General features: G+C 64.1%; 26 protein-coding genes and 2 tRNA genes. 11 read left to right on the top strand and 17 right to left on the bottom strand.

Annotation, left to right across the window (positions count from 1 at the left end; translation table 11 throughout):
- Positions 1-370: 370 nt before the first annotated feature.
- The 3 genes from NLM31_RS22155 (at position 371) to NLM31_RS22145 (ending at position 2,012) form a co-directional block, all read left to right on the top strand.
- Positions 371-447: transfer RNA gene (locus NLM31_RS22155), tRNA-Arg, on the top strand.
- A 196-nt stretch (positions 448-643) separates the two neighbouring features.
- Complete coding sequence (locus NLM31_RS22150) at positions 644-853, top strand: hypothetical protein (protein ID WP_254193649.1); 210 nt, start codon at positions 644-646, stop codon at positions 851-853.
- 982 nt (positions 854-1,835) lie between these two features.
- On the top strand, positions 1,836-2,012 hold the full coding sequence (locus NLM31_RS22145; RefSeq protein WP_254131364.1) for a hypothetical protein: 177 nt from the start codon (positions 1,836-1,838) through the stop codon (positions 2,010-2,012).
- A gap of 133 nt (positions 2,013-2,145) precedes the next feature.
- Here the strand turns inward: NLM31_RS22145 and NLM31_RS22140 are convergent, their stop codons facing one another.
- The 3 genes from NLM31_RS22140 to NLM31_RS22130 all read right to left on the bottom strand — a co-directional run bounded on the left by NLM31_RS22140 (position 2,146) and on the right by NLM31_RS22130 (position 3,687).
- A complete protein-coding gene (locus tag NLM31_RS22140) occupies positions 2,146-2,964 on the bottom strand; it encodes a hypothetical protein (RefSeq protein WP_254193648.1) in 819 nt (272 codons plus the stop codon).
- Positions 2,965-3,149: 185 nt separating this feature from the next.
- The gene (locus NLM31_RS22135; RefSeq protein ID WP_254193647.1) at positions 3,150-3,374 is read right to left on the bottom strand and encodes a hypothetical protein; all 225 of its coding nucleotides are present in this window, start codon (positions 3,372-3,374) and stop codon (positions 3,150-3,152) included.
- Positions 3,375-3,450: 76 nt separating this feature from the next.
- Positions 3,451-3,687 (bottom strand): hypothetical protein, encoded by a 237-nt coding sequence (locus NLM31_RS22130; protein WP_254131361.1) that lies wholly within the window; start codon positions 3,685-3,687, stop codon positions 3,451-3,453.
- A 267-nt stretch (positions 3,688-3,954) separates the two neighbouring features.
- On the opposite strand from NLM31_RS22130, the gene NLM31_RS22125 reads away from it, so the two are divergent.
- Entirely contained in the window at positions 3,955-4,302 is a 348-nt protein-coding gene (locus tag NLM31_RS22125; RefSeq protein ID WP_254131360.1) for a DUF6481 family protein, read from the top strand.
- A gap of 166 nt (positions 4,303-4,468) precedes the next feature.
- Here the strand turns inward: NLM31_RS22125 and NLM31_RS22120 are convergent, their stop codons facing one another.
- Positions 4,469-4,711, bottom strand: coding sequence for a pentapeptide MXKDX repeat protein (locus NLM31_RS22120; RefSeq protein WP_254193646.1), 243 nt, complete (start codon positions 4,709-4,711; stop codon positions 4,469-4,471).
- A 332-nt stretch (positions 4,712-5,043) separates the two neighbouring features.
- Here NLM31_RS22120 and dctP point away from each other — a divergent pair, with 332 nt between their 5' ends.
- The 3 genes from dctP to NLM31_RS22105 are packed head-to-tail and all read left to right on the top strand — an operon-like array spanning position 5,044 to position 7,972.
- Positions 5,044-6,066: a TRAP transporter substrate-binding protein DctP gene (gene dctP / locus NLM31_RS22115; RefSeq protein WP_254131358.1), complete on the top strand. Its 1,023-nt coding sequence runs from the start codon at positions 5,044-5,046 to the stop codon at positions 6,064-6,066.
- A complete protein-coding gene (locus tag NLM31_RS22110; RefSeq protein ID WP_254131357.1) occupies positions 6,063-6,617 on the top strand; it encodes a TRAP transporter small permease in 555 nt (184 codons plus the stop codon). Before dctP ends, NLM31_RS22110 begins: the two co-directional genes overlap by 4 nt.
- A complete protein-coding gene (locus tag NLM31_RS22105; protein ID WP_254131356.1) occupies positions 6,614-7,972 on the top strand; it encodes a TRAP transporter large permease in 1,359 nt (452 codons plus the stop codon). The genes NLM31_RS22110 and NLM31_RS22105 overlap by 4 nt, the downstream gene beginning before the upstream one ends.
- A 115-nt stretch (positions 7,973-8,087) precedes the next feature.
- Here NLM31_RS22105 and NLM31_RS22100 read toward each other — a convergent pair whose 3' ends face one another.
- The 4 genes from NLM31_RS22100 to NLM31_RS22085 are packed head-to-tail and all read right to left on the bottom strand — an operon-like array spanning position 8,088 to position 13,835.
- Positions 8,088-8,999 carry a hydroxymethylglutaryl-CoA lyase gene (locus NLM31_RS22100; protein ID WP_254193645.1) on the bottom strand — a complete coding sequence of 304 codons (912 nt, stop codon included), beginning with the start codon at positions 8,997-8,999 and terminating at the stop codon, positions 8,088-8,090.
- A 1-nt stretch (position 9,000) separates the two neighbouring features.
- The gene (locus NLM31_RS22095; RefSeq protein WP_254193644.1) at positions 9,001-11,016 is read right to left on the bottom strand and encodes an acetyl/propionyl/methylcrotonyl-CoA carboxylase subunit alpha; all 2,016 of its coding nucleotides are present in this window, start codon (positions 11,014-11,016) and stop codon (positions 9,001-9,003) included.
- Between the two features lie 4 nt (positions 11,017-11,020).
- Complete coding sequence (locus tag NLM31_RS22090; RefSeq protein ID WP_254131353.1) at positions 11,021-12,625, bottom strand: carboxyl transferase domain-containing protein; 1,605 nt, start codon at positions 12,623-12,625, stop codon at positions 11,021-11,023.
- A gap of 37 nt (positions 12,626-12,662) precedes the next feature.
- Positions 12,663-13,835, bottom strand: a complete 1,173-nt coding sequence (locus tag NLM31_RS22085) for an isovaleryl-CoA dehydrogenase (RefSeq protein WP_254193643.1) — start codon at positions 13,833-13,835, stop codon at positions 12,663-12,665.
- 115 nt (positions 13,836-13,950) lie between these two features.
- On the opposite strand from NLM31_RS22085, the gene NLM31_RS22080 reads away from it, so the two are divergent.
- The gene (locus NLM31_RS22080) at positions 13,951-14,988 is read left to right on the top strand and encodes an AraC family transcriptional regulator (protein WP_254193642.1); all 1,038 of its coding nucleotides are present in this window, start codon (positions 13,951-13,953) and stop codon (positions 14,986-14,988) included.
- Between the two features lie 10 nt (positions 14,989-14,998).
- Here the strand turns inward: NLM31_RS22080 and NLM31_RS22075 are convergent, their stop codons facing one another.
- Both NLM31_RS22075 and NLM31_RS22070 read right to left on the bottom strand, forming a co-directional pair.
- Positions 14,999-15,493 carry an Lrp/AsnC family transcriptional regulator gene (locus NLM31_RS22075; RefSeq protein WP_254193641.1) on the bottom strand — a complete coding sequence of 165 codons (495 nt, stop codon included), beginning with the start codon at positions 15,491-15,493 and terminating at the stop codon, positions 14,999-15,001.
- A 97-nt stretch (positions 15,494-15,590) separates the two neighbouring features.
- Entirely contained in the window at positions 15,591-15,896 is a 306-nt protein-coding gene (locus tag NLM31_RS22070; RefSeq protein ID WP_057754809.1) for an ETC complex I subunit, read from the bottom strand.
- Between the two features lie 270 nt (positions 15,897-16,166).
- Here NLM31_RS22070 and NLM31_RS22065 point away from each other — a divergent pair, with 270 nt between their 5' ends.
- Positions 16,167-17,345 carry an OpgC domain-containing protein gene (locus NLM31_RS22065; protein WP_254131349.1) on the top strand — a complete coding sequence of 393 codons (1,179 nt, stop codon included), beginning with the start codon at positions 16,167-16,169 and terminating at the stop codon, positions 17,343-17,345.
- Positions 17,346-17,394: 49 nt separating this feature from the next.
- Here the strand turns inward: NLM31_RS22065 and NLM31_RS22060 are convergent, their stop codons facing one another.
- The gene (locus NLM31_RS22060) at positions 17,395-17,589 is read right to left on the bottom strand and encodes a hypothetical protein (RefSeq protein WP_254193640.1); all 195 of its coding nucleotides are present in this window, start codon (positions 17,587-17,589) and stop codon (positions 17,395-17,397) included.
- 728 nt (positions 17,590-18,317) lie between these two features.
- Complete coding sequence (locus tag NLM31_RS22055; protein ID WP_254131347.1) at positions 18,318-18,482, bottom strand: hypothetical protein; 165 nt, start codon at positions 18,480-18,482, stop codon at positions 18,318-18,320.
- Here NLM31_RS22055 and NLM31_RS22050 point away from each other — a divergent pair.
- Positions 18,463-18,843, top strand: a complete 381-nt coding sequence (locus NLM31_RS22050) for a hypothetical protein (protein WP_254193639.1) — start codon at positions 18,463-18,465, stop codon at positions 18,841-18,843. The genes NLM31_RS22055 and NLM31_RS22050 overlap by 20 nt on opposite strands.
- Positions 18,844-19,007: 164 nt before the next feature.
- Positions 19,008-19,229: an RNA-binding protein gene (locus NLM31_RS22045; protein WP_254193638.1), complete on the top strand. Its 222-nt coding sequence runs from the start codon at positions 19,008-19,010 to the stop codon at positions 19,227-19,229.
- Between the two features lie 48 nt (positions 19,230-19,277).
- On the opposite strand, the gene NLM31_RS22040 is transcribed toward NLM31_RS22045, so the two are convergent.
- The 5 genes from NLM31_RS22040 to NLM31_RS22020 form a co-directional block, all read right to left on the bottom strand.
- The gene (locus NLM31_RS22040) at positions 19,278-20,006 is read right to left on the bottom strand and encodes an outer membrane protein (RefSeq protein WP_254193637.1); all 729 of its coding nucleotides are present in this window, start codon (positions 20,004-20,006) and stop codon (positions 19,278-19,280) included.
- A gap of 353 nt (positions 20,007-20,359) precedes the next feature.
- Complete coding sequence (locus NLM31_RS22035; RefSeq protein WP_254193636.1) at positions 20,360-20,650, bottom strand: hypothetical protein; 291 nt, start codon at positions 20,648-20,650, stop codon at positions 20,360-20,362.
- A 111-nt stretch (positions 20,651-20,761) separates the two neighbouring features.
- On the bottom strand, positions 20,762-20,965 hold the full coding sequence (locus tag NLM31_RS22030) for a hypothetical protein (RefSeq protein WP_254193635.1): 204 nt from the start codon (positions 20,963-20,965) through the stop codon (positions 20,762-20,764).
- Positions 20,966-21,204: 239 nt separating this feature from the next.
- Positions 21,205-21,281: transfer RNA gene (locus tag NLM31_RS22025), tRNA-Pro, on the bottom strand.
- 129 nt (positions 21,282-21,410) lie between these two features.
- The gene (locus NLM31_RS22020; protein WP_254193634.1) at positions 21,411-21,896 is read right to left on the bottom strand and encodes a DUF192 domain-containing protein; all 486 of its coding nucleotides are present in this window, start codon (positions 21,894-21,896) and stop codon (positions 21,411-21,413) included.
- Between the last annotated feature and the right edge of the window lie 20 nt (positions 21,897-21,916).

Here is a 21,916-nt window from a genome sequence, read left to right as displayed (position 1 = left end):
GCGGGCGCATAAAATGCGCGGAAAGGTGACAGACTCATGGCGATGGAACCAGAGGTGCAAAACGTCGCATTCGCCATGGCAAGGCACGCCCAAAGGAGACCGATCGCGCTATCGCCGCGCACGCCGTCCTGTGGCGCAGCCATATCGGACCAGTCGTCCGGCAGCCGTGTCCCGGAAGCTCATCAGCGCCCCCGGCGATGTGATCCATCGTCCAGTACGCTGCCGCTCAACCCGGCACCCTGACACTCCGCCGTTCCGCTTTGTCGCGCCATCGAGGAAAACGGTTCGGTTCAGGCTTGGCGAAACACCAGATTTTTCATATTGGCATGCTATATGACAGCCAGCCCCCCTAGACCGGGTGGCCCAGGACGGTCCCATAGCTCAACTGGATAGAGTAGCGGATTTCTACTCCGCGGGTTGCAGGTTCGAGTCCTGCTGGGATCGCCAGTCTCAGTTTTGCTGGCGCGCGCCGGCGTTCATCATTAACGCGCACGTCGACGCGCCATAACACATCCGTCATCTTTCACGAACGCGTGGGCACCCTCGCCTCGGCCTTTGAACCGCGCAGGTGCGCCCTATCTATGCGCGGCGGGCGACCTGCGCCCGGTTAGGACGATCGATGCCGCGAGCCGAATTGACGAGAATGGGGATTGCCGTTGCTGTGGCGATCGTCGCGATGTCGTTTCTCGTGCTCGACGCAGTCGTGGACGTCAACTCCGGCGCGATCGCAAAGCGGATCGAGATGGCGCAGGCGTCCATTGCGGATGCCGCCATGAGCCAGCATCAGCTCGCCTCCGCAGTTCACGCCTGGACGCGTCGAGGCCACCAGAAAGAGCCGTCGGCGGTGGAGTGATTCCGGCTTCGGCCTGAACTCGGCTCCGCACGGTCGAGCGCTCCGATTGTTCACGGTTCGACTCCGCTCCGTTCCCAAAATGCGAATCATCACCGCAGAATGCGGCACGACGCATGTCTTAACGACACGTTTCGCAAGCCACGACCAACACGCATTAATCGGGTCGTTCTTTCGATAAAATGCAACCGCTGCGCGGGAACGAGATCGCGATCGGCACGTTGATGCGACGAAACAGAGTGGTGCCGACCTGCCAGCCCCGGTCGGCTTTGAAGGGCCCCGTGCTTGTCCCCCCGAGCACGGGGCTTTCTCATGACGGGTGCCAAGAGACTCGATCGGCAAGACTCGAATGCCAATATCCCGAATCGGGCGCAGCTGTCCGTTAGACGAAAATCAGCTTTGTCGCTCGTCGTCGCGCCGATCGCGAGCGAGCTGATGCCAGGCCAGGGCCAGTTCGATCAGTCGTTGCCGATCGGGCCCTTCGGACGCCGCGGCGCGCTTCATCGCCGCCTCGGCTTCATGCTGGGGGTCGTACTTGGTACACATGCGGCCAAGTTTAACCAGCCGATATGGACAAGTGCGTGGCAATTTCGTCCGTATGATTGCGGAGGACGAAAGTCGCACCGGCGTGCGCGTTTCCGCACGATGGTACCGCGACGAATCTGTCGTTGCGACCGGGAGCTGCGCGGGCTCGCTTCTCGCAGACGACGTCACGTCAAAAGCGCGAAGACAGCGCGAACCCGATCGCGCCGGTCTTCGCATTTTCCTCATTCTGCAAACAGCCGGCCCCGTCGACGGGTTCGCGTTCGGAGCCGGTTGCGACGGATTTTGTCCGCTCGGCAACAGTGTGTTGCTTCAGGGCGCCGCGCGCACAAGCCGGTGAGGCCGGCTTTCATTCCGGCGATCTGTGAAGTGCATCACAGCCGAGTTCCGGCGCGTTCGCTAAACAGCGCCTTACGCGCCGCAAGAACGCGACACAGGAAGGATGGCTGTTCGCCTCATGACACACAAGGCCGAAGCCGCAGCACGGGCTCACGCATCATCGCGCAAGACCGACCTGTTCGGTCTCTCCCTCCTCGCCGCCATCGTCCTGGTGATGACAATCTGGATCGGCGGCCTGGTCTGGGCCGCGATGGCGTTCCTGACCTGGCTGGTCTCCTGAGCGCAACGCGGTCGCACGCCTTGGTTGTGCGCCCCCCCGCAACGTTGTCAGACCTCGTCTCCCCGTGGAAGCAAACGCAAATGAGGCGGGCACCAGGCCCGCCTCATTCGTGTTGGATTGCGCTTTGAGAGGTTCAGTAGCAGGCGCGCGGATCGGCCTGCACATACTGGCCGCTCGGATAGCGGTAATAGCAATTGCCCTGGGCGAGATAGTAACCGGGGCGCGATGCGGCGGTGGCGCCGGCGATCGCCCCAGTTGCGCCGCCGATCACGGCGCCTGCGGCCGCACCCGTGGCGTTGCCGGAAATCAGGCCGCCAAGCACGCCGCCGACGATTGCTCCGCCGAGCGCGCTCGCGCCGGGATCTGCCGGCGGCGGTGGAGGCGGCGGTTCATAGGCGACCGGCGGACCGGGCGGCGCGTAGGCCACCGGCACATCGTCGATATAGTCCTCGGAAATGTAGGCGGGCGGGCCGTCCATCCGCTGCGGATAATAGTACCAGACGCCGCCGACATCCCACCACCAGCCCGGGCGGCCGTTATGGACCTCGTGACGCCAGCGTCCACCGTCCCAGGCAAGGTTGCCGCGATAGGCATGTCCGCCCCAATCACGCGCCGGCGCGGGGCCGCGTGCCATGTAGCGGCCGGATCCCGGCGGCGGGCCACCGGCAGTGCGCGGTCCGGGACCATGCGGGCCGGGAGCGGCTGCTGGCCCTGCTCCTGGGGCCGGAGCCATGTGGGCCTGACCGCCCGGCTGAGGCCCGGGGTGCACGGCCTGCTGCGGCGGAGGACCCTTGCGCATGTTCTGATTGGCCGGGGGTGGACCACCTGCGCCCTGCCCTGGCGGCTGGCCGGGGCCCCTCGGCGCGGCGTCCTGCGCTTGCGCGGACAGTGCCAGCAACGACATGGCCGAAACCATGGGAATGATGATCTTCATGCGGCTGGACGCACTCATGCGTGCTTACCCCTCAACTTTCGCAATTGCCGTAGTCCACGCGCGATAGACGATTCGGGTCGCGCCTGGGTGATGCCGACGGACATGACTGACCTGTCAAACTGACCTGACAGGCCGGCTATGTCCCGTTACAAATGTTTAAGATCACGGCAATTTTTCGTCCGGACGCGTCCAGCAAGACCGGCCTAGCGGGCCGGCTCGATCACATTGCAATTGCTCCGCCCCGACATCAGGCAATCCTGCAGCTTGCTGGCAGCCGTGAGGTCGCGGGCGAGCCACAGCCCGACACCGAGGATCACAGCGGCGATGATCAGCCCGGCGATGGCACCACGACGGTTGTCACCGGATTGGGGATTTGCCGGCGGACTGGGCTTCTTGGTGGTGTCAGGCTTGGAGTCAGGCTCGGACATGGGGACCTATCGCGCTCGGTGAGGCCCTTTATCACCTCTGCGACGTCGCGTCACATCCTGCTCTCCGCATCGCCACTCAGCCCCGCGTTGCCCTCCGCGCCTCCTTGCGCAAGGTCTCGACCGCCGGGATGGCCTGCTGCGCGCGTGGCGCACAGCTCGTCAGGATGAACGCGGTCTGGGTGCACTCCCATGCGCCCCCCAGAACGGTGCTCTCGATGGGTTGCGGGCGGGCAAGCAACAGCACCGCACCCACAACTGCCGCTGTGGCGACCGTGACTGCAAGGGCTTTCAGGCTTAGCCGGAAATAGATCATGCCCGTGCTCCGTCTCGTATTGGGGCGGACGCTAGGCGCCGCCGCTGGGTGCCCTTATGAAGGGCATCACAATTCGGCAGTTTTTCCGGGCTACGAAGGATCGGCTGGATAAGCGATTTTCGTTGACCTGATCGGCTGCGATTATGGGTGGCTTCACGGCGCGCGGCGATGTACACGCTTCTGCGTCGTGTGGTGCCTGCTTGTGCCCAGCCGACGTACCAACAGGCAGTGATGTAGGATCGAAAGCGAGGAAGACAAGGCTCGTCGATGAGTGGATTCAGGGAACCCGGGTTTGCAGACCGGCAAAAGGCGGCGCAGGACGCACGCAAAAATCTTTTAAACAAATTCAAGTCGCAGCCGGGGCATGACGATCCCGCGGTCGCGGCGAAGCGTGCCGAGCGCGAGGCACTCGCAGCCAAGCGCGCCGAGGTGAAGGCCGCTCGCGAGGCTGAAAAGGCCGAGCAGAAGCGCGTCGCGGAAGAGGCTGCCGCCGCCGAAGCGGCGCGCATCGCCCGCGAAGCCGAAGAGGCGGTCGCCAGACAGGCCGAGCTCGAAGCCGAGCAAAAGGCCAAGCGCGACGCCCGTTACGCGGCCCGCAAGGCCAAGCGGAAGTAACTCTCAACAAGATTTGACCTGAAGCGGATGTGCTTCAGGTCGAATCCTGACGGCGCGACCAGCTCCGTCCGCGCGAACGCGTGCGCACGATGGCAGGCATCGACCAAGCCTGGATCAGCGCATGCCGGGCTCGCCTCGCGAGGGTGCCCGGCATGACGGCATGAGATCAGTTCTTCTTCATCATCCCGTCGTCTTTCTTCATCCCATCCTTCGACATCGTATCCTTCTTCATGCCGTCGTCCTTGGACATGGTGTCCTTCTTCATGCCGTCCTTGGACATCGTGTCCTTTTTCATCATGCCGTCGTCCTTGCCCATCTTGTCCTGGGCGAAAGCGGCGGGCGACAGCGCGAGGCCCAGCGAGAGAACGGCAGCCGAGACGCCGAGCGCGATGCGGGTGCGAATGGTCATGAGAAACAATCCCTTCGAGATGGTGTTCGTCAGCGACTTGTGCCGCGACACAATCTCGACGGTTCGACACGCCTGCTTGTTACGCGACGTTGCGATTTTTTCTCACATTGTCCGGCCGACCTGCGCGAACGTCGTCTGTCAACAACGGGAATAGCGGGATCCGGCGTGTGCAGCGCAGCAAGGCCAACACTTGCCGCGGCATTCGGTCTCGAACTATCAGATGAGAGAAGTTCAGGGCAAAGACCGGCTAAGATGGGCCTTCGCGCCGGTCTCATGACCGCCCAAATCACGTCAAACAAGAGCCGTTCAAAGAACCGTCAAGGGGATACTCCATGTTCACGCGTCGTCACCTGCTCGCGACCGCTGTCGCAGCACCCGCCATTCTCCGCTTCGGCATCGGCACCGCGCATGCCGCGACCACGCTGAAGATCTCGCATCAATTCCCCGGTGGCACCATCGACAAGGGCGATTTCCGCGACCGGCTCTGCCGCATGTTCGCCGCCGAAGTCAGTAAGCGCAGCAACGGCGACATCGCGGCCGAGATCTATCCGAACTCCTCGCTGATCAAGACCAACGCGCAGTTCTCCGCGATGCGCAAGGGGGCGCTCGACATCTCGCTGTATCCGATGCCCTACGCCGGCGGTGAATTGCCGGAGACAAATATCGGTCTGATGCCCGGCCTCGTCACCACCTACGACCAGGGCATGCGCTGGAAGAAGGAGCCGGTCGGCAAGGCGCTGACCGACTTCCTCGCCGACAAGGGCATCATCCTCCTGAGCTGGGTGTGGCAGGCCGGCGGCGTCGCCAGCCGCTCCAAGCCGATCGTGGCGCCTGAGGATGCCAAGGGCATGAAGGTGCGCGGCGGTTCGCGCGAGATGGACATGGTGCTTCAGACCGCCGGCGCCTCGGTGCTGTCGGTGCCCTCGAACGAAATCTACGCCGCGATGCAGACCGGCGCCTGCGACGCCGGTATCACGTCCTCCACCAGCCTGATCTCGTTCCGTCTCGAAGAGGTCGCGAAGTCGCTGACCTCGGGTGCGGGCGCATCCTACTGGTTCATGCTCGAGCCGCTGATGATGTCGAAGGCGATCTTCGACAAGCTGCCGAAGAACCAGCAGGACATTCTGGTCACCGTGGGCGCAGAGCTCGAAACCTTCGGCCGCAAGGGCGCGCAGGATGACGACGTCGAGGTCGCCAAGGTCTACGAAAAGGCCGGCGCTAAGGTCTCGGCGCTCGATGCCGCGACGGTCGGCAAGTGGCGCGACATCGCCCGCGACACCGCGTGGAAGGATTACGGCGCCAAGACCGCGACCGCTGCGAACCTGCTCAAGCTCGCCTCCGACGTCGCTGCATGAGCCACGGTCCGCTGACGGATCGTGACGACACGGCGAATGCTGCCGCAAGGACCGGCCTTGCGGCGGCGCTCGATCGCGGCCTCGCCATCCTCAACCGCATCATCGTCGCGTTCGCCGCGGTCGCGCTGATCGCCGCGTGCGCCATCCTGAGCTACAGCGTGCTGAGCCGCGCGCTGTTCAAGGCCGCCAATTACTGGCAGGACGAGGCCGCCGTATTCCTGCTCGTCGGCGCCACCTTCATGACGGCGGCCTATGTGCAGCAGAACCGCGGCCATATCGGCATCGAGGCCTTCGTTGGCCTGCTGTCGCCGCTGGCGAACCGTGTCAGGCTCTGGCTGGTCGATGTCGCCACGCTGCTGTTCTGTGGTTTCTTCACCTGGAAGTCGTGGACGCTGGCCCATGAGGCCTATGTCGATGGCCAGGTCTCGAACTCGATGTGGTCGCCGCCGCTCGCCATTCCCTATTCACTGATGGCGCTCGGCATGAGCCTGCTGTGCATTCAGATCCTCGTGCAGCTGGCGCTGCCGTTCGCGGGAGCCAAGCGTCCATGAGCGTTTTCGGTATCGGTATCGCTTACGGGATCGCGACGCTGCTCGTGATGTTTTCGGGCATGCCGATCGCATTCGCGCTCGGCGCGGTCGCGGTCGTGTTCATGGGCATCTACATGCCTGCCGCGTCGCTCGATACCGTGACGCAGAATGTCTACGAGGAGATGGCCTCGATCACGCTGCTGTCGATCCCACTTTTCATCCTGAAGGGTGCGGCGATCGGCAAATCGCGCGCCGGCCAGGATCTCTATTCGGCGCTGCATGCCTGGCTGCATCGCGTGCCCGGCGGCCTCGGCGTTGCCAACGTCTTCGCCTGCGCGCTGTTCGCGGCGATGGCGGGCTCGAGCCCAGCGACCTGCTCTGCGATCGGCTCGGCCGGCATCCCCGAGATGCGCAAGCGTGGCTATTCCGGCGGTTTTGCCGCCGGCATCATCGCCGCCGGCGGCACGCTCGGCATCCTGCTACCGCCGTCGATCACCATGATCCTGTTTGCGGTCGCCGCGGAAAAATCGCTGGGGCGTCTGTTCCTCGCCGGCATTGGCCCCGGGCTGCTGCTGGTCTCGCTGTTCGGCGCCTATGCCGTGATCCGCTTCCGTCAGGAATATGCGGCGGCCGAAGCGGCCTACAAGAATGGCGGCCCAGAAGCTGCGATCCTCGCCCGCGACGAGTATACGCTTGCCGAACGCTTCAGCGTGTTGCCGCGCGTGATCCCGTTCGTGCTGCTGCTGACCGGCGTCATGGCGGCGCTTTACGGCGGCTTTGCCACGCCGTCGGAGACGGCAGGCCTCGGCGGCCTTCTGGCGCTGGGCCTGATCGCGGCGATCTATGGCGTGTGGCGGCCGGACGACCTCGGCCCGATCATGAAATCGACCATCCGGGAATCGACCATGCTGATGATGATCATCGGCATGTCGCTGCTCTATTCCTACGTGATGAGCTATCTGCACATCTCGCAATCGGTCGCCGAATCCGTCGTCGCGATGCATCTGCCGCGCTGGGGGCTGCTGTTTGCGATCCTCGTCATGGTCGTCGTCCTCGGCTTCTTCCTGCCGCCGGTCTCGATCATTCTGATGACCGCGCCGATCATCCTGCCGCCGTTGCGCGCCGCGAATTTCGACATCATCTGGTTCGGCGTGGTCATGACCATCGTGATGGAGATGGGGCTGATCCATCCTCCCGTCGGCCTCAACATCTTCGTTATTCGTAACGTCGCGCCGGACATTTCACTCAGCGAGGTGATCTGGGGCACGCTGCCCTTCGTGCTGCTGATGATGGGCGCCGTGTTGCTGTTGTGCCTCGTGCCGGAGATCTCGACCTGGCTGCCGGACCTGGTGATGGGGCCGGACGGGAGCAGGTAGCAACACAAACACCGCTGTCGTAGGGTGGGCAAAGGCGCACCAGCGCCGTGCCCACCACCTCTCGATGATCGGATAGATTTCGTGGGCACGCTACGCTTTGCCCACCCTACGGCACCTACGAACTGGCCCGCTTCTTCTTCGCATTCAGCGCCGTCGCCACCCGGCTCACCGGCGGCTTGTCCAGCACCACGCTCATCGCGTTGGTCGCCGCCAGCAGCTTCTCCATATCAATCCCGGTCTTCACGCCCATGCCCTCGAGCATGTAGACGACATCCTCGGTCGCGACATTGCCCGTGGCGCCCGGCGCATAGGGACAGCCGCCCAGCCCTCCAGCGGCCGCGTCGATGACGCGGACCCCCTCCTCCAAGCCGGCGTAGAGATTGGCGAGCGCCTGGCCGTAGGTGTCGTGGAAATGCATCGCGAGTTTTGACGCGGGTATGTTGGCGCCGACCGCGCGCAGCATCTCCCTGGCCTTGTCAGGCGTGCCGACGCCGATGGTGTCGCCGAGCGAGATCTCGTAGCAGCCGAGATCCCAGAGCGTGCTGGCGAGATCGGCAACCGCCTTCGGCTTGATCTCGCCGTCGAAGGGACAGCCAAGCACGCAGGAAATATAGCCGCGCACCGGGATGCCGTCCGCCTTGGCGCGGACCAGCACCGGTTTGAACCGCTCGATGGACTCCGCAACCGAGCAGTTGATGTTGGCGCGCGAAAAACCTTCGGAGGCTGCGGCGAACACTGAGACCACCTTCGCGCCGGCGGCGCGCGCCGCGTCATAGCCCTTCTCGTTCGGCACCAGCACGTGGAATTCGGCGTCCTTGACGTGGGCAACGCCGCGCAGCACGGCGTCGGAGCTCGCCATCTGAGGGATCGCCTTGGGCGAGACGAAGGCGCCGACCTCGACCGTATCGAGCCCGGCCGCGACCAACGCCTCGATGAAGGCGATGCGAGCCTCGACACTGACGGGCGTCTTCTCGTTCTGGAGGCCATCGCGCGGCCCCATTTCGATGATGCGAACGGGATCGCTCATGTCACTCCTCAGAAGGCTCGACCACGGCGAGCTCGACGCCTTCCTGGACGATGTCGCCGACCTTGCACTTGATCGACTTCAGCACGCCGGCATAGGGCGCGCGCAGCGTCTGCTCCATTTTCATGACTTCCAGTGTCAGGATCGGCGCGCCCTTCTCGAGCTTCGCGCCCTCCTCGGCCAGCACGGCGACGACCGTGCCCGGCAACGGGGCCGCGATCTTGTCCGCACCGGTCTGCTCCTCGCTCTCGCCGCCGAACGGGTCGACCCAGTGCAGGTCGAAGCGGCCGTTGCGCGTACGCAGGTACAGCTCATGGCCGTCGATAACGGCTGCGACGGAGGATTTCACGCCGTCGAGCGTCAGGTCGAATCCGCCATCCTTCGGCGCAACCGTGAACGCCAGCTCGCGCTCGCCGATCACCAGCGTCGATGGTCCGCTGCCGTAGTTCAGACTGATCTTCTGCTCGGTCCCATGGCCGACACGGAAGGCAAAGCTGCGCTGGCGCCGGCCGACCGGCATCCAGCCGAAGGTCTGCCAAGGAGAATTCAAAGGCGAATTGGCTTCACTTTGCGTCGCTTGCCGCTCGTCATTGACGATCGCGGCAACTGCGGCACAGAGCTCGAGCTCGCCGGGCGCCGGTGTCGCCGATGTCAGGACGGCCAACTCACGCTCGATGAATCCGGTGTCGATCGCATTGGCCCGCACCTTCGGATGCGTGATCAGCGCCGACAGGAACGGGATGTTGGTGACGATGCCGCGGACGTCCGACTCTTCCAGACCACGATTGAGCCGGTCGATCGCAACATCGCGCGTCGGCGCCCACGCGATCATCTTTGCGAGCATGGCGTCGTAATACGGCGAGACCGTATCGCCCTCGCGATAGCCGGCGTCGATGCGCAAGCCGCCGGTCTCCGCGGGCAACCGCCAGGTCGAGATCCTACCAACCGACGGCATGAAGTTCTTGGTCGGGTTCTCGGCATAGACGCGCGCTTCGATGGCGTGGCCGTTGAGCTTGATCTCGTCCTGCTTCAGCGGCAGCGCCTCGCCGAAAGCGACGCGCAGCTGCCATTCGACGAGGTCGACCCCTGATATCAGCTCGGTCACGGGGTGCTCGACCTGGAGACGCGTGTTCATCTCGATGAAGAACACGTCCTTGCCGTCGGAGACGAACTCGATGGTCCCGGCGCCCACGTAACTCACCGCGCCCGCCGCCTTTCGCGCGGCGGCACAGACCGTTTCGCGCTGCGCAGGATTGAGCGTCGGCGACGGCGCTTCCTCGATCACCTTCTGGTGCCGGCGCTGCAAGGTGCATTCGCGCTCGAACAGCGACAGCAGATTGCCGTGGCTGTCGCCGATGATCTGCACCTCGATATGCCTGGGATTGTCGACATATTTTTCGATCAGCATGCGGTCGTCGCCGAACGCGGCCTTGGCCTCGCGCTTGGCGCTGACGATCGCCGGCCCAAGCTCCGCCGCCGAGCGCACGATGCGCATGCCGCGGCCGCCGCCGCCAGCCGACGCCTTCACCAGGATCGGGAAACCGACCTTCTCGGCCGCCTTCGCCAGCGTCGCATCGTCCTGTGCGTCGCCGTGATAGCCGGGCACCAGCGGCACGCCGGCCTTCTCCATCAGCGCCTTGGAGCCGGACTTCGAGCCCATCGCCATCATCATCTCGGCCGTGGGCCCGACGAAAACGAGCCCTGCATCGAGGCAGGCTTGCGCGAATTCGGCATTCTCCGACAGGAAGCCGTAGCCGGGGTGCACGGCCTCGGCGCCGGTCTTGCGCGCGGCCTCGATCAGCCGCTCGACATTGAGATAGCTGTCGCGGGCCCGTGCGGGACCAAGCAGCACGGCCTCATCCGCAAGCGCGACATGCATCGCGTCGCGGTCGGCCTCGGAATAGACCGCGACCGTGCGCAGGCCCATGGCACGCGCGGTGCGGATGACGCGGCAGGCGATCTCGCCGCGGTTGGCGATCAGGAGCGTGCGAAAACGGCGGTAGAGCTTTGAGCGGTCCATCGCATCACATCCTGAACAGGCCGAATTTCGTCGGTTCGATCGGCGCGTTCGACGCCGCCGAGAGGCCGAGGCCGAGCACGAGCCGCGTGTCGGCTGGATCAATCACGCCGTCGTCCCACAGACGCGCGGTCGCATAATAAGGGTGCCCCTGGCTCTCATATTGCGCGCGGATCGGCTCGCGGAATTTGTCTTCCTCCTGCTTCGACCAGCTATCGCCCTTGGCCTCGATGTTGTCGCGGCGGACCTGGCTCAGCACCATCGAGGCCTGCTCGCCCCCCATCACCGAGATGCGCGCGTTTGGCCACATCCAGAGGAAGCGCGGCGCGTAGGCGCGGCCGCACATGCCGTAATTGCCGGCGCCGTAGGAGCCGCCGATCACCACGGTGAATTTCGGCACCGAGGCGGTCGCAACCGCCGTCACCAGCTTGGCGCCGTCGCGCGCGATGCCGCCGGCCTCGTATTTCTTGCCGACCATGAAGCCGGTGATGTTCTGCAAAAACACCAAGGGAATGCCGCGCTGGCAGCACAGCTCGATGAAATGGGCACCCTTCAGCGAGCTCTCGCTGAAGAGAATGCCGTTGTTGGCGATGATGCCGACCGGATAGCCCCAGATGTGGGCGAAGCCGCACACCAGCGTGGTGCCGTAGAGCTTCTTGAACTCGTCGAACTCGGAACCGTCGACCACGCGCGCAATGATGTCGCGCACGTCGAACGGCTTGCGGCCGTCCACGGGCACCACGCCGTAGATCTCCTCGGCCGCGAACAGCGGATCGCGCGGCGGATGCATGTTCAGGTTCGGCCGCGCGGATGGCTTCAGCGTGCCGACGATGCGTCGGGCGATGCCGATCGCATGTGCATCGTTCTGGGCGTAATGATCGGTCACGCCGGACTGCCGCGAATGCACGTCGGCGCCGCCGAGTTCCTCGGCGCTCACGACCTCGCCGGTCGCGGCCTTCACCAGCGGCGGGCCGCCGAGGAAGATGGTGCCTTGGTTGCGCACGATGATGCTCTCGTCCGACATCGCCGGGACATAGGCGCCGCCGGCCGTGCAGGAGCCCATCACGATCGCGATCTGCGGAATACCCTGGGACGACATCTGCGCCTGGTTGTAGAAGATGCGGCCAAAGTGGCGCTCGTCCGGAAAGATCTCGTCCTGCAGCGGCAGGAAGGCGCCGCCGGAATCGACCATGTAGACACAAGGTAGATTGTTCTGCCGCGCGATGTCCTGCGCGCGCAGATGCTTCTTCACGGTCATCGGGTAGTAAGTGCCGCCCTTGATGGTGGCATCGTTGGCGACGATCACGCATTCGCGGCCCGAGATACGCCCCACGCCGGTGACGATGCTTGCCGAATGCACGTCGCCGCCATAGAGGCCGTGGGCCGCGAGCGGCGACAGCTCCAGGAACGAGGTCCCGGGATCGACCAGCAGATCGACGCGCTCGCGCGCCAGCATCTTGCCGCGCGACGTGTGGCGGTTGCGCGAGGCCTCGCCGCCGCCACCGGCGACCTGGCTGAGTTTTTCGCGCAAGTCCGCGACGAGGCCGCGCATGGCCTCCGCATTGCGCGCAAAATCGGATGAGGATGGATCGATGCTGGAATGGAGCGGCATGAGGTCCCGCGTTTCTGGTGACGTAATTACGAAGGGTTTAGGTGGTTTCCGCCATCAGCTCACGGCCGATCAGCATGCGGCGCACTTCGGAGGTGCCCGCGCCGATCTCGTAGAGCTTGGCGTCGCGCCAGAGCCGGCCGACCGGAAACTCGGACGTATAGCCGACGCCGCCGAGCGCCTGGATCGCTTCGCCCGCCATCCACGTCGCCTTCTCGGCCGAATACAGGATCGCGGCCGCAGCGTCCTTGCGCAGCGTACGCGCGTGGTTGGCGCGGTCACAGGCCTTGCCCACGGCGTAGACATAGGCGCGCGTCGCCTGCCAGGTCGAATACATGTCGGCGAGCTTGCCCTGCATCAGCTGGAAATCGCCGATCGGCTGGCCGAACTGCTTTCGTTCGTGCATGTAGGGCACCACCGCGTCCATGCAGGCCGCCATGATCCCGAGCGGGCCGCCGGAGAGCACCGCGCGCTCGTAATCGAGGCCGGACATCAGAACCTTGACGCCCTCGCCCACATTGCCGAGCACGTTCTCCGCCGGCACCTCGCAATCGTCGAAGAACAGCGGATAGGTGTTGGAGCCGCGCATGCCGAGCTTGTCGAGATGCTGGCCATGGGTGAAACCCTTGAAGCCTTTCTCGATCAGGAAGGCGGTCATGCCGCGCGGGCCGGCCTCCGGATCGGTCTTGGCGTAGACCACCAGCACGTCGGCATCGCCGCCATTGGTGATCCACATCTTCGAGCCGTTGAGCACATAGCGGTCGCCGCGCTTGTCGGCGCGCAGCTTCATCGAGACGACGTCGGAGCCGGCGCCGGGCTCGGACATCGCGAGCGCGCCGACGAACTCGCCGGAGATCAGTTTCGGCAGATAGCGCTCGCGCTGCGCATCATTGCCGTTGCGGCGGATCTGGTTGACGCAGAGATTGGAGTGCGCGCCGTAAGACAAGCCAACGGCGGCAGAGCCGCGCGAAATCTCCTCCATGGCGACGACATGGGCGAGATAGCCCATGTTGGAGCCGCCATATTGCTCCGGCGCGGTCATGCCGAGCAGGCCGAGGTCGCCAAACCGCTTCCAGAGGTCGGCCGGAAACAGGTTTGCCTTTTCGACCTCGACCGCGCGCGGCGCCACCTCTGCTTCCACAAAGGCGCGCACGGTGTCGCGCAGCATGCTGATGTCTTCGCCCAGATCGAAGTCGATGCTCGGGATGTTCAAGGCGAGTCCTCCAAGATTCTTATCGGCCCCGAACCTACCCCCGCCCGGGCGCCGTGGCGGTCGAAAAGGTTGCATTTTCCGCCAAGTTTGGCGAGGATTTTCCAAAGGATCGTCCATGCCCTTTCAGGCCGCAACCGCCACGCCCCGCCGCGCCATGACCCCCGCCGCCTTCGTGCGCGGCGTGGTTGCGGCCTATGCCCGCTATGGGCGGGACCCGGCCGAGGCGTTGAGCAAGGGGCAGGTTCTCCCCGACCTCGTCAAATCCGGGGATGGGCGGGTGACGGCCGCCCAGTTCGAGGCGCTGGCTGGCCATGCCATGCGTGAGCTCGATGACGAGGCACTCGGCTGGTTCTCGCGCCGGCTCCCTTTCGGCACTTACGGCATGCTGTGCCGCGCCTCGATCACCGCGCCCAATCTCGAGGTCGCGCTCAAGCGCTGGTGCCGGCATCATCGCCTGCTGACCGAGGACGTGCTGTTCGAGCTCTCGGTCGCCGAAGAGACGGCGACCATCTCGATCCGCGAGCAGCACGAGCTCGGCGCATTGCGTGAGTTCTGCCTCGTCACCCTGCTCCGCTACGTGCTCGGCTTCTCCTGCTGGGCGATCGATTCCACGATCGCGCTGCGCGCGGCGGAATTCCCCTATGCCGAGCCCGACCATGTCTCGGTCTATCCGACCATCTTCTGCAAGACCGTCCGCTTCGGCGCGGACCGCGCCAGCATCGTCTTCGACAGGCATTATCTCTCGCTGCCGCTGACCCGCAATGCGGCCGATCTCGACAGCATGCTCAAGGGTGCGTTGCGGCTGACCGTGCTGCCCTATCGGCCCTATCGCCGCGACCGGCTCCTGGTCGAGCGTGTCCGGCGCGTGCTGCGCGAGGCGCGCGGCCGCATTCTGGGCGCGGAAGATGTCGCAAGCGAGCTCGCGCTCTCCACCCGCACCATGCACCGTCGCCTGCGCGAGGAAGCCACCTCGCTGCGCGACCTCAAGGAGGAAGCAAAGCTCGAACTCGCCAAGCAGGAGCTGATGCGCGGCCGCACCCCGATCAAGCGGATCGCGGAGATCGCCGGCTTCCGCAACGAAAAGAGCTTTTCGCGGGCTTTCCGCACCTGGACCGGTGCCAGCCCGCGCGAGTTTCGCGGCCGGTATCGCTGAAACGCGGCAGCTATCCTGCCGGCGCCGCAGCCGCGATCTCCTCCACCGGCAGCGGCACGTCCTTGGCGACGCCCAGCACGGGAAAGCTGCGCACGTTCTTCACGTTCGGCATGGCGGCGAAATGCAGCAGCTGCTGGCGCATGCTCTCGACGCTCGGCGCCACGCATTTGAGGAGATAGTCGGTGTCGCCGGAAATGCGCCAGCACTGCTGGATGCGCGGGATCGCTGATATCGATCCCTCGAACGCCTCCAGCACCGGCTGGGCCTGGCTGCCGAGCTGGATCGACACGAACGACACCACCTCATAGCCGAGCAGCCGCTCGTCGATGACCGCGCGCACCGCGCGGATCACGCCGCGGCTGAACAGCGATTTGAGCCGCCGCAGGCAGTTCGGCGCGGACACGCCGACGCGCAGCGCCAGCTCGTTGTTGCGAACCCGCCCGTCCTGCTGCAGCTCGGATAAGATCTTCAGATCGACGCTGTCGAGCTGGTCACGCCCCGCCATCCCCCACCCCGTCATGGTCCCGTCATGCGAACCAGCGAAGCACGCGGCGGAAGGGGTGCCAAGGGCTCCCCGCGGAGGCGGCCGAAGCCGCCGCCTCTCAGTGCGTCCAGGGCTCGCCGCGTCGGAAGGAGAAATTGTCGGCGTAGGCGACCTGGCGGTGCAGCGATTCCTTCGGCTCGATCACCTGGTAGGCAATGCCCTTGCGCTCGCAATAGGCGACCGCCTCGTCCTTGGTGTGGAAGCGCAGCGTGATCTGCTGCTTCATGTCGCCGGACGAGGTCCAGCCCATCAGCGGCTCGACCGCGCGCGGCTGCTCCGGCTCGTAATCGAGCTGCCATTCCTTGGTCTTGGACCGGCCGGATTGCATCGCGTTCTTGGCGGGCTTGAAAATGCGTGCGGTCATCGGCGGTCCGGCCTCTTCGTCTTTTCGTTCGATTTTAATGCGTCACGGTAGCGATTGGTGGAAACCGCGGGCATAGTATAGAGACACCTTTCGGGAACTGATCGGTGATTCCGGGCCCCCGGGTCCCTCACCGACGGGTATAGTCATTATGCTGCACTGTGACAATTGCGTACCCGCCGACCGCCCGGGAATCCCGCCCGGCGGCCAAGCCTTGACAACATCTGCCGCGCCGACATCAGCGTATCCGTCCCCTTCGAAAGCTCCCGTCGCATGGCCTTTCTGAACATCAACGCCACGCTGCCCGAGAAGGGCCGCGACCTCAGGCTCGACCTGTTTCGCGGCATCGCCAACTGGGCGATCTTCCTCGACCACATCCCCGACAATGTCGTGAACTGGATCACGACGCGCAACTACGGCTTTTCGGACGCGGCCGACCTGTTCGTCTTCATCTCCGGCTATACGGCCTCGTTCGTCTATGCCCGCATGATGTTGGAGCGCGGCTTCATCGTCGGCGCCACCCGCCTCACCAAGCGGGTCTGGCAGCTCTACGTCGCCCACATCATCCTGTTCGTGATCTACATCGCCTCGATCAGCTATCTGGCGCTGCGCTTCGGCGATTCCGAGATGATCAACGAGTTCAACGTCGCCGGCCTCGTCGACAATGCCACCGAGACGCTGCGCCAGGGCCTGTTCCTGCGCTTCAAGCCGCTCAATCTCGACGTGCTGCCGCTCTACATCGTGCTGATGGGCCTGTTTCCGCCGGTGCTGTGGTTCATGCTGCGCAAGCCCGACCTGACGATGGTGCTCTCCATCGTCTTGTGGCTGACCGCGCGTCACTTCAGCCTGAACCTGAGCGCCTATCCGGCCGGCCAGTGGTACTTCAACCCCTATTGCTGGCAGGTGCTGTTCGTGTTCGGCGCCTGGTGTGCGATGGGCGGCGCGCGCCGCTCGGGGTGGCTGATCAACTCGCCGATCACGCTGTGGCTCTGTCTCGGCTATCTCGCGTTTGCGCTGGTGATGACCATGGCCGGCCGCTTCCCCACCTTCGGCGGCATGTTCCCGGAATGGCTGTTCTCGACGTTCAATCCGAACGACAAGACCAACCTCGCGCCCTACCGCTTCATCCACTTCGCAGTGATCGTGATCCTGGTGATCCGCTTCGTGCCGAAGGACTGGCCGGGGCTGGAGTGGAAGATCTTCGATCCGGTGATCGTCTGCGGCCAGCAATCGCTCGCCGTGTTCTGCGTCGGCGTGTTCCTGTCCTTCGTCGGCCATTTCGAGCTGTCGATGAGCTCGGGTTCGCTGTTCGCGCAGCTCTTCGTCTCCATCGCGGGCATCGCGATCATGACGACGGTCGCCTATTACATCTCGTGGTCGAAACGGCAGGACAAGCCGCTGAAGCCGCCGCCGGCGAAGCCCGCGGCCACCCCGACCGCAAAGGCCGCCTGAGACGCTTGGCTGTTGAAGGTTTGGCTGTTGAAGCTTTGGCGGCGGAAGCTCAGGCAGCCGCCTCGCTATCATATTCGGTGAACTTCTTGTAGATCCAGTCGCGCCCGTCGTGACGACGCCAGACCTTGCCGTAGACGAGCTGCCCGTTGATCGAGCGGCGCGGCACGATCACGGTCCAGAGGTGCCAGATCTCGGCCCAGTTCGACCGTTGGCGGGGTGTTTTGGAGGTGAGATCGAAAGCCATGGCGGACAACTCGTGCGAAACGAAACGCCGCGACGAATGTGACCTCGTGTGAGCCGCTGATGGCGGCGCCGTCGCGTGCCGGGACGCGTTTGATACCAGTCGTCACAACGGCCGCAACGACGGCCCGTGCTTAACCTAACCGATTAACCCTTACTTGCCGGGGACAGCCCGCGTTGCCGGTTGAAACAGGTGCCTATCTTTCCTAAGATACATGCGCGATTTGAGAATGAGTGCGCCGTTTCCGAAACGCTCATCTGGTTGATTTCAAGACTCGGACTGAATTTTTCAAACGACTGACTGCAGGTCGATGATCATGAATTTGCAATTTGCGCATTTGCTTCTGGCGATGGTTTCATCGCCCCCGACACCGGTTGCCCGGCCCCCCCACGACAGACCGACGCGAGCTGCCAACGACAATTATCCGGTCTGGCCGCTCATCCCGTTTCCGGCGGGCTGGTACGCCTCGGGCTGAGCCCAAAAAGCGCAACGCCGCGCAAGCGGAATATTATCGCTTGGCGGCGTCCGTTTAGGCATTGGGCGCTGAAATCCCCAACACTGATATGTCTGTGGCGACGGCCAAAGGTTCGATGAAGCTTTGGTAATTTTGCGCCGATTAAGCCGTTTTGGTTCCAGAAAAAATCGCGCAGAGATGGCGGCCCGCAAACAACGAACGCCAAGCGTTCAGCGTCGCGTGTGACCGCGCTTTTGGCCCCGCGGTCGATCGCGACTCACACCCCGCTGCTCGCAGCCGCGGCGGTGTTGGCGCCGGAGCTCAGCGCACCTTGCGAATTGTAGGTCTGTCCCGGCTGGTTGCCCTGGCCGGCCTGCGAGCTGGCGGGCGTTGTCTCCACCTCGGTCGTGCCATCGGAATAAGTGATCGTCGTCGTCGTCATCCCGTTCGCGGTGGTCGAGACCTCGCTGACGACCGTCTTGGACGAGCTGCCGCTGCCGCCCGATCCGGAGCTGCCGCCGGCCGATTGCGAGGACGAGGTCGACGAAGTCGCTGAGGTCGATGACGTGGATGATGTTGCCGAGGTGGACGACGTCGACGACGTTGACGATTTCGACGAGGACGACGTTGCGGCGCTCGAGGGGGTTGCCGTCACTGTGGCGGCGGAAGAAGCGATTGCACTGATCGACATGAAGACCTCGCCTGAAGGGACCTGCGGGCGCAGCATCGATTGCGGGCCCTGTTCTCCCCTTCAACGCGGGGAAGGCGCGAAGCAGGCGCACCAAGCACGAAAAAAGCGCTGACGCTTCTGCATCTCCGCGCCTCAGACAGCAACCAATCGCCGCGCCACGAGTTGCAGGTGCTTCCCTCCTGTCCGGATGGCTCGCGACCAGCCCGCTGTCGGCTCCCGCTCGCCATGAATGGACAGTCATCCCGTCTCACGTCCGTGTGAGTTGGAGCGCGGCTGGTGAATTTTCGCGAGCAAACGGAGACCAATAAACAGCAGGCCGTCGGCCAAGGGGATGCTGTGAGCCAGATTGATACGACCGAAAAACTGCCCGAGGCAGAAGAGCCCCGGGCATCGCTGTTTGCGTTGTGCGGGCTCGGGATCGCTGGGATCGTGATGGTGGGCTGGATCTGCACGCTGGGCTGGCTGGCCTGGCGCCTGGCCGACTGGCTCCTGTCCTAGGCCCGGACAGACCACCGCGATCGCGGCGGCCGCCCTCTCCCCATTCCGTCAGTAGTGATAATTCACGCCGATGGTCGCGGCATGGATCGTGTCCTTGAGATGGGCCACGGTGATGCCTTCGGTCGGACTCATGAGCTGGATGGGGCCCTTCGTGCCGAAGTCGTGGTAGTTGTATTCGACATTGGCGGACCAGCACGGCGCAAACGCCCATTCCACGCCCGCACCCAATGTCCAGCCAGTCCGCATGACGGACGCGCTCGGATCGACTGCAAGACCGGTGGCCGGACTGACATAGGCATCATCGATCTTCTCGTGAGTCCAGGCGACGCCGCCGCGCCCGTAGAACAGCCAGCCTGAGCCATAAGCGTAGCCGAACCGTGCAGTGATCGAGGCGACAAAATCGTTCTTGAGACCGAACTGCGACGGCGCGACGAGGTTTCCAAGCGCAGGAAATCTGACATTGCTGGCGTGCTGGCTCGACAGGCTCGACCATGCGGCCCGGCCTTCTGCGCCGACAACCCAGTTGGATGCGAATTGATGGTCGCAGCCAGCCTGCCCGCCGCCGACAAAACCACCCGCGCCGAAATCCACCGTCCCACCAGCGCTGTTGATCGTGCGATCCTCGCTCGCACCGCCGCCGAGATGACCGCCGATGTAGCAACCGGTCCAGTTGAAGGTGAGCGCCGCCAGTGCAGGCGCTTGCGACGCATAGTCAGCCGCGGATGCCGTCGTCGCAGACAGAGCGAGAAGCACCGCACCGCAGAGAGTTCTAAACATGTCCCGTCATCCCAATTGCACGCGCAGAGGTAAAGCACGTGAGGCTGACGCGGAGGTTGTGTCGCGGACAAGTTGTCGCGGCAATTTTGCCGGATCAACTACGCGCAACTCGCGCGCGAACACCAGGCGATCGCGACGGCCGAGATCTACAGCATCTTGGCGGAGCGCGATCAATGAAGCTCCGGCGCAGAACTGCACAGGAAGCGCGACCGGCAGCGGCCAATGACGCCCCCCGGCTCACGCCGACGAAGACGGTTGATGATCTTTCTTCAGCCTGAGCCGGCCCTAGTGCTGCTCTTTGCCTTTCGGGGTGAGCGGCGGGACTTAATGCCGATTTAGCGCCCGCATCTTTGCTAATTGGCGCCGCTCTTGGCAGCCTTGGACGACTGCTTCACAGCCGGCTTGGCCGGCGCTGCCGACTTCTTCGACGCATCATCGCCACGGGCAGTTCCCCACGGGTCGACCGGCTTCTGGTCCGGAACACTGTTGAGGGAGCGTTGATAGGCGCGCACAGCCCGAGCATCGTCTTCCTTCTGCGTCGCCGTCTTCGCCTTGGGCTCTTCGCCAGGCCCTAGAACATGCTCCTCCGCCAGCGCGGGGGCGATCATCAGGGCAAGCAAGACGGTGACGGCGATTTTGTGCATCGAGAAACTCCCCGTTCTGCGATGAGCATAGCACCGTGCCGATTGCGGTAGCAATGCAGCCGAGCGTGAGTTGGGTATGACGTTGATCGTACGATGCGCGCGCTAGATCTACTACTGCGCGTCGTGGGTGTGCAAAAAGCGGAATCCCCAGCCGTCCTTCAGCGAGCTCTTCGAGCAGTATCCAAACGGTTTCGGCGGCGTGCGATAACCCGCAGCTGCAATTGCTTCACGGGTGCCGGTACCCATCCAGATTTTCCAGGCGCCGGTGGCTGGATCAACTGCGAAGGCATGAAAGACGGGAGTTTCATTCGGCATTGTGGCGGCCGATCGATCTTAGGCGATTTGCCCGTACATCGCTCGGTAGAGATTGGTAAGGCCTTGCAGCGCGGCCTGCATCCGTGACAGGTCTCCAGCGACGCGGCCGGCATCGCATTGGCCAGAAGTTTTGCGCGCTGAACCTGAGTCAAATTGACTCACCCCCTGCCCGGCTCTTCCCAATTCGATTTTCTGGGAAGATAGAGGCCAGGAAGTCACGTCTAAGTCATTGAAATCGCTGGTCGGGGCAGCTGGATTCGAACCAACGACCTGCAGTACCCAAAACTGCCGCGCTACCAGGCTGCGCTATACCCCGAATGTCTGGCGAGCCCCGTCGATACACGCTTCCCCAAGCGCCAGCAAGCTTACTAATGCCAGCAAGCTCGCTAAGCGGCACCAAGCGTCCAACCTGCCCCCAAGACGGCCATCGCCGGACTAATTGGACCTATTTGCTGCCGAACAGGGCATGGCCGACGCGATCGCCGGGACGGATGCCGTATTTCTGCGCTGTTCCCGCCACCACCTCGAGGACGGCCCGGGCGGGACCTTTCGACGAAATGATCTTGGTCGAGAGCGGCTCGGTATTCTCGGCGATGCGCAGGATGCGCCCGTCGGCACGAATGAAGATCATGTCGAGCGAGACATAGGTGTTCTTCATCCACATCGAGACTTCCTGCTCGGGATTGAAGTCGAACAGCATGCCTTTGCCGTCGGCCAACTCCTTGCGGTACATCAGACCGGTCTGCTTCTCCTCGTCGGTGGTCGCCATCTCCACCGAGAACACCTGCACGCCGTTCTTGGTGACGATCTCGAGCGGCTGGAAGCTGGCGGCGCCGGCGGGCGCGCTTGCGACGGCAAAGCCGGCAACGACGAGAACGGCGGCAAGCCAGCCCCTGGCGAGGGACCAGACAGTGGTTCGATCAAGCTTCATGGGATGGCACTCGGGACGGG

Origin of the sequence: Bradyrhizobium sp. CCGUVB4N (genome assembly GCF_024199945.1) — a bacterium.
Lineage (GTDB): Bacteria > Pseudomonadota > Alphaproteobacteria > Rhizobiales > Xanthobacteraceae > Bradyrhizobium.
This window is presented reverse-complemented; position numbering and strand designations above follow the sequence as displayed.

Bases quoted from the DNA above. Each gene is read 5' to 3' on its own strand.
- NLM31_RS22105 (WP_254131356.1), top strand. From the start codon at position 6,614: ATGAGCGTTTTCGGTATCGGTATCGCTTACGGGATCGCGACGCTGCTC.
- NLM31_RS22030 (WP_254193635.1), bottom strand. From the start codon at position 20,965: ATGCCGAATGAAACTCCCGTCTTTCATGCCTTCGCAGTTGATCCAGCC.
- NLM31_RS22035 (WP_254193636.1), bottom strand. From the start codon at position 20,650: ATGCACAAAATCGCCGTCACCGTCTTGCTTGCCCTGATGATCGCCCCC.
- NLM31_RS22090 (WP_254131353.1), bottom strand. From the start codon at position 12,625: ATGCCGCTCCATTCCAGCATCGATCCATCCTCATCCGATTTTGCGCGC.
- NLM31_RS22060 (WP_254193640.1), bottom strand. From the start codon at position 17,589: ATGGCTTTCGATCTCACCTCCAAAACACCCCGCCAACGGTCGAACTGG.
- NLM31_RS22125 (WP_254131360.1), top strand. From the start codon at position 3,955: ATGAGTGGATTCAGGGAACCCGGGTTTGCAGACCGGCAAAAGGCGGCG.
- NLM31_RS22040 (WP_254193637.1), bottom strand. From the start codon at position 20,006: ATGTTTAGAACTCTCTGCGGTGCGGTGCTTCTCGCTCTGTCTGCGACG.
- NLM31_RS22110 (WP_254131357.1), top strand. From the start codon at position 6,063: ATGAGCCACGGTCCGCTGACGGATCGTGACGACACGGCGAATGCTGCC.
- dctP (WP_254131358.1), top strand. From the start codon at position 5,044: ATGTTCACGCGTCGTCACCTGCTCGCGACCGCTGTCGCAGCACCCGCC.
- NLM31_RS22020 (WP_254193634.1), bottom strand. From the start codon at position 21,896: ATGAAGCTTGATCGAACCACTGTCTGGTCCCTCGCCAGGGGCTGGCTT.
- NLM31_RS22135 (WP_254193647.1), bottom strand. From the start codon at position 3,374: ATGTCCGAGCCTGACTCCAAGCCTGACACCACCAAGAAGCCCAGTCCG.
- NLM31_RS22080 (WP_254193642.1), top strand. From the start codon at position 13,951: ATGCCCTTTCAGGCCGCAACCGCCACGCCCCGCCGCGCCATGACCCCC.
- NLM31_RS22100 (WP_254193645.1), bottom strand. From the start codon at position 8,999: ATGAGCGATCCCGTTCGCATCATCGAAATGGGGCCGCGCGATGGCCTC.
- NLM31_RS22055 (WP_254131347.1), bottom strand. From the start codon at position 18,482: ATGACGACGACGACGATCACTTATTCCGATGGCACGACCGAGGTGGAG.
- NLM31_RS22150 (WP_254193649.1), top strand. From the start codon at position 644: ATGGGGATTGCCGTTGCTGTGGCGATCGTCGCGATGTCGTTTCTCGTG.
- NLM31_RS22075 (WP_254193641.1), bottom strand. From the start codon at position 15,493: ATGGCGGGGCGTGACCAGCTCGACAGCGTCGATCTGAAGATCTTATCC.
- NLM31_RS22070 (WP_057754809.1), bottom strand. From the start codon at position 15,896: ATGACCGCACGCATTTTCAAGCCCGCCAAGAACGCGATGCAATCCGGC.
- NLM31_RS22140 (WP_254193648.1), bottom strand. From the start codon at position 2,964: ATGAGTGCGTCCAGCCGCATGAAGATCATCATTCCCATGGTTTCGGCC.
- NLM31_RS22065 (WP_254131349.1), top strand. From the start codon at position 16,167: ATGGCCTTTCTGAACATCAACGCCACGCTGCCCGAGAAGGGCCGCGAC.
- NLM31_RS22120 (WP_254193646.1), bottom strand. From the start codon at position 4,711: ATGACCATTCGCACCCGCATCGCGCTCGGCGTCTCGGCTGCCGTTCTC.
- NLM31_RS22130 (WP_254131361.1), bottom strand. From the start codon at position 3,687: ATGATCTATTTCCGGCTAAGCCTGAAAGCCCTTGCAGTCACGGTCGCC.
- NLM31_RS22095 (WP_254193644.1), bottom strand. From the start codon at position 11,016: ATGGACCGCTCAAAGCTCTACCGCCGTTTTCGCACGCTCCTGATCGCC.
- NLM31_RS22145 (WP_254131364.1), top strand. From the start codon at position 1,836: ATGGCTGTTCGCCTCATGACACACAAGGCCGAAGCCGCAGCACGGGCT.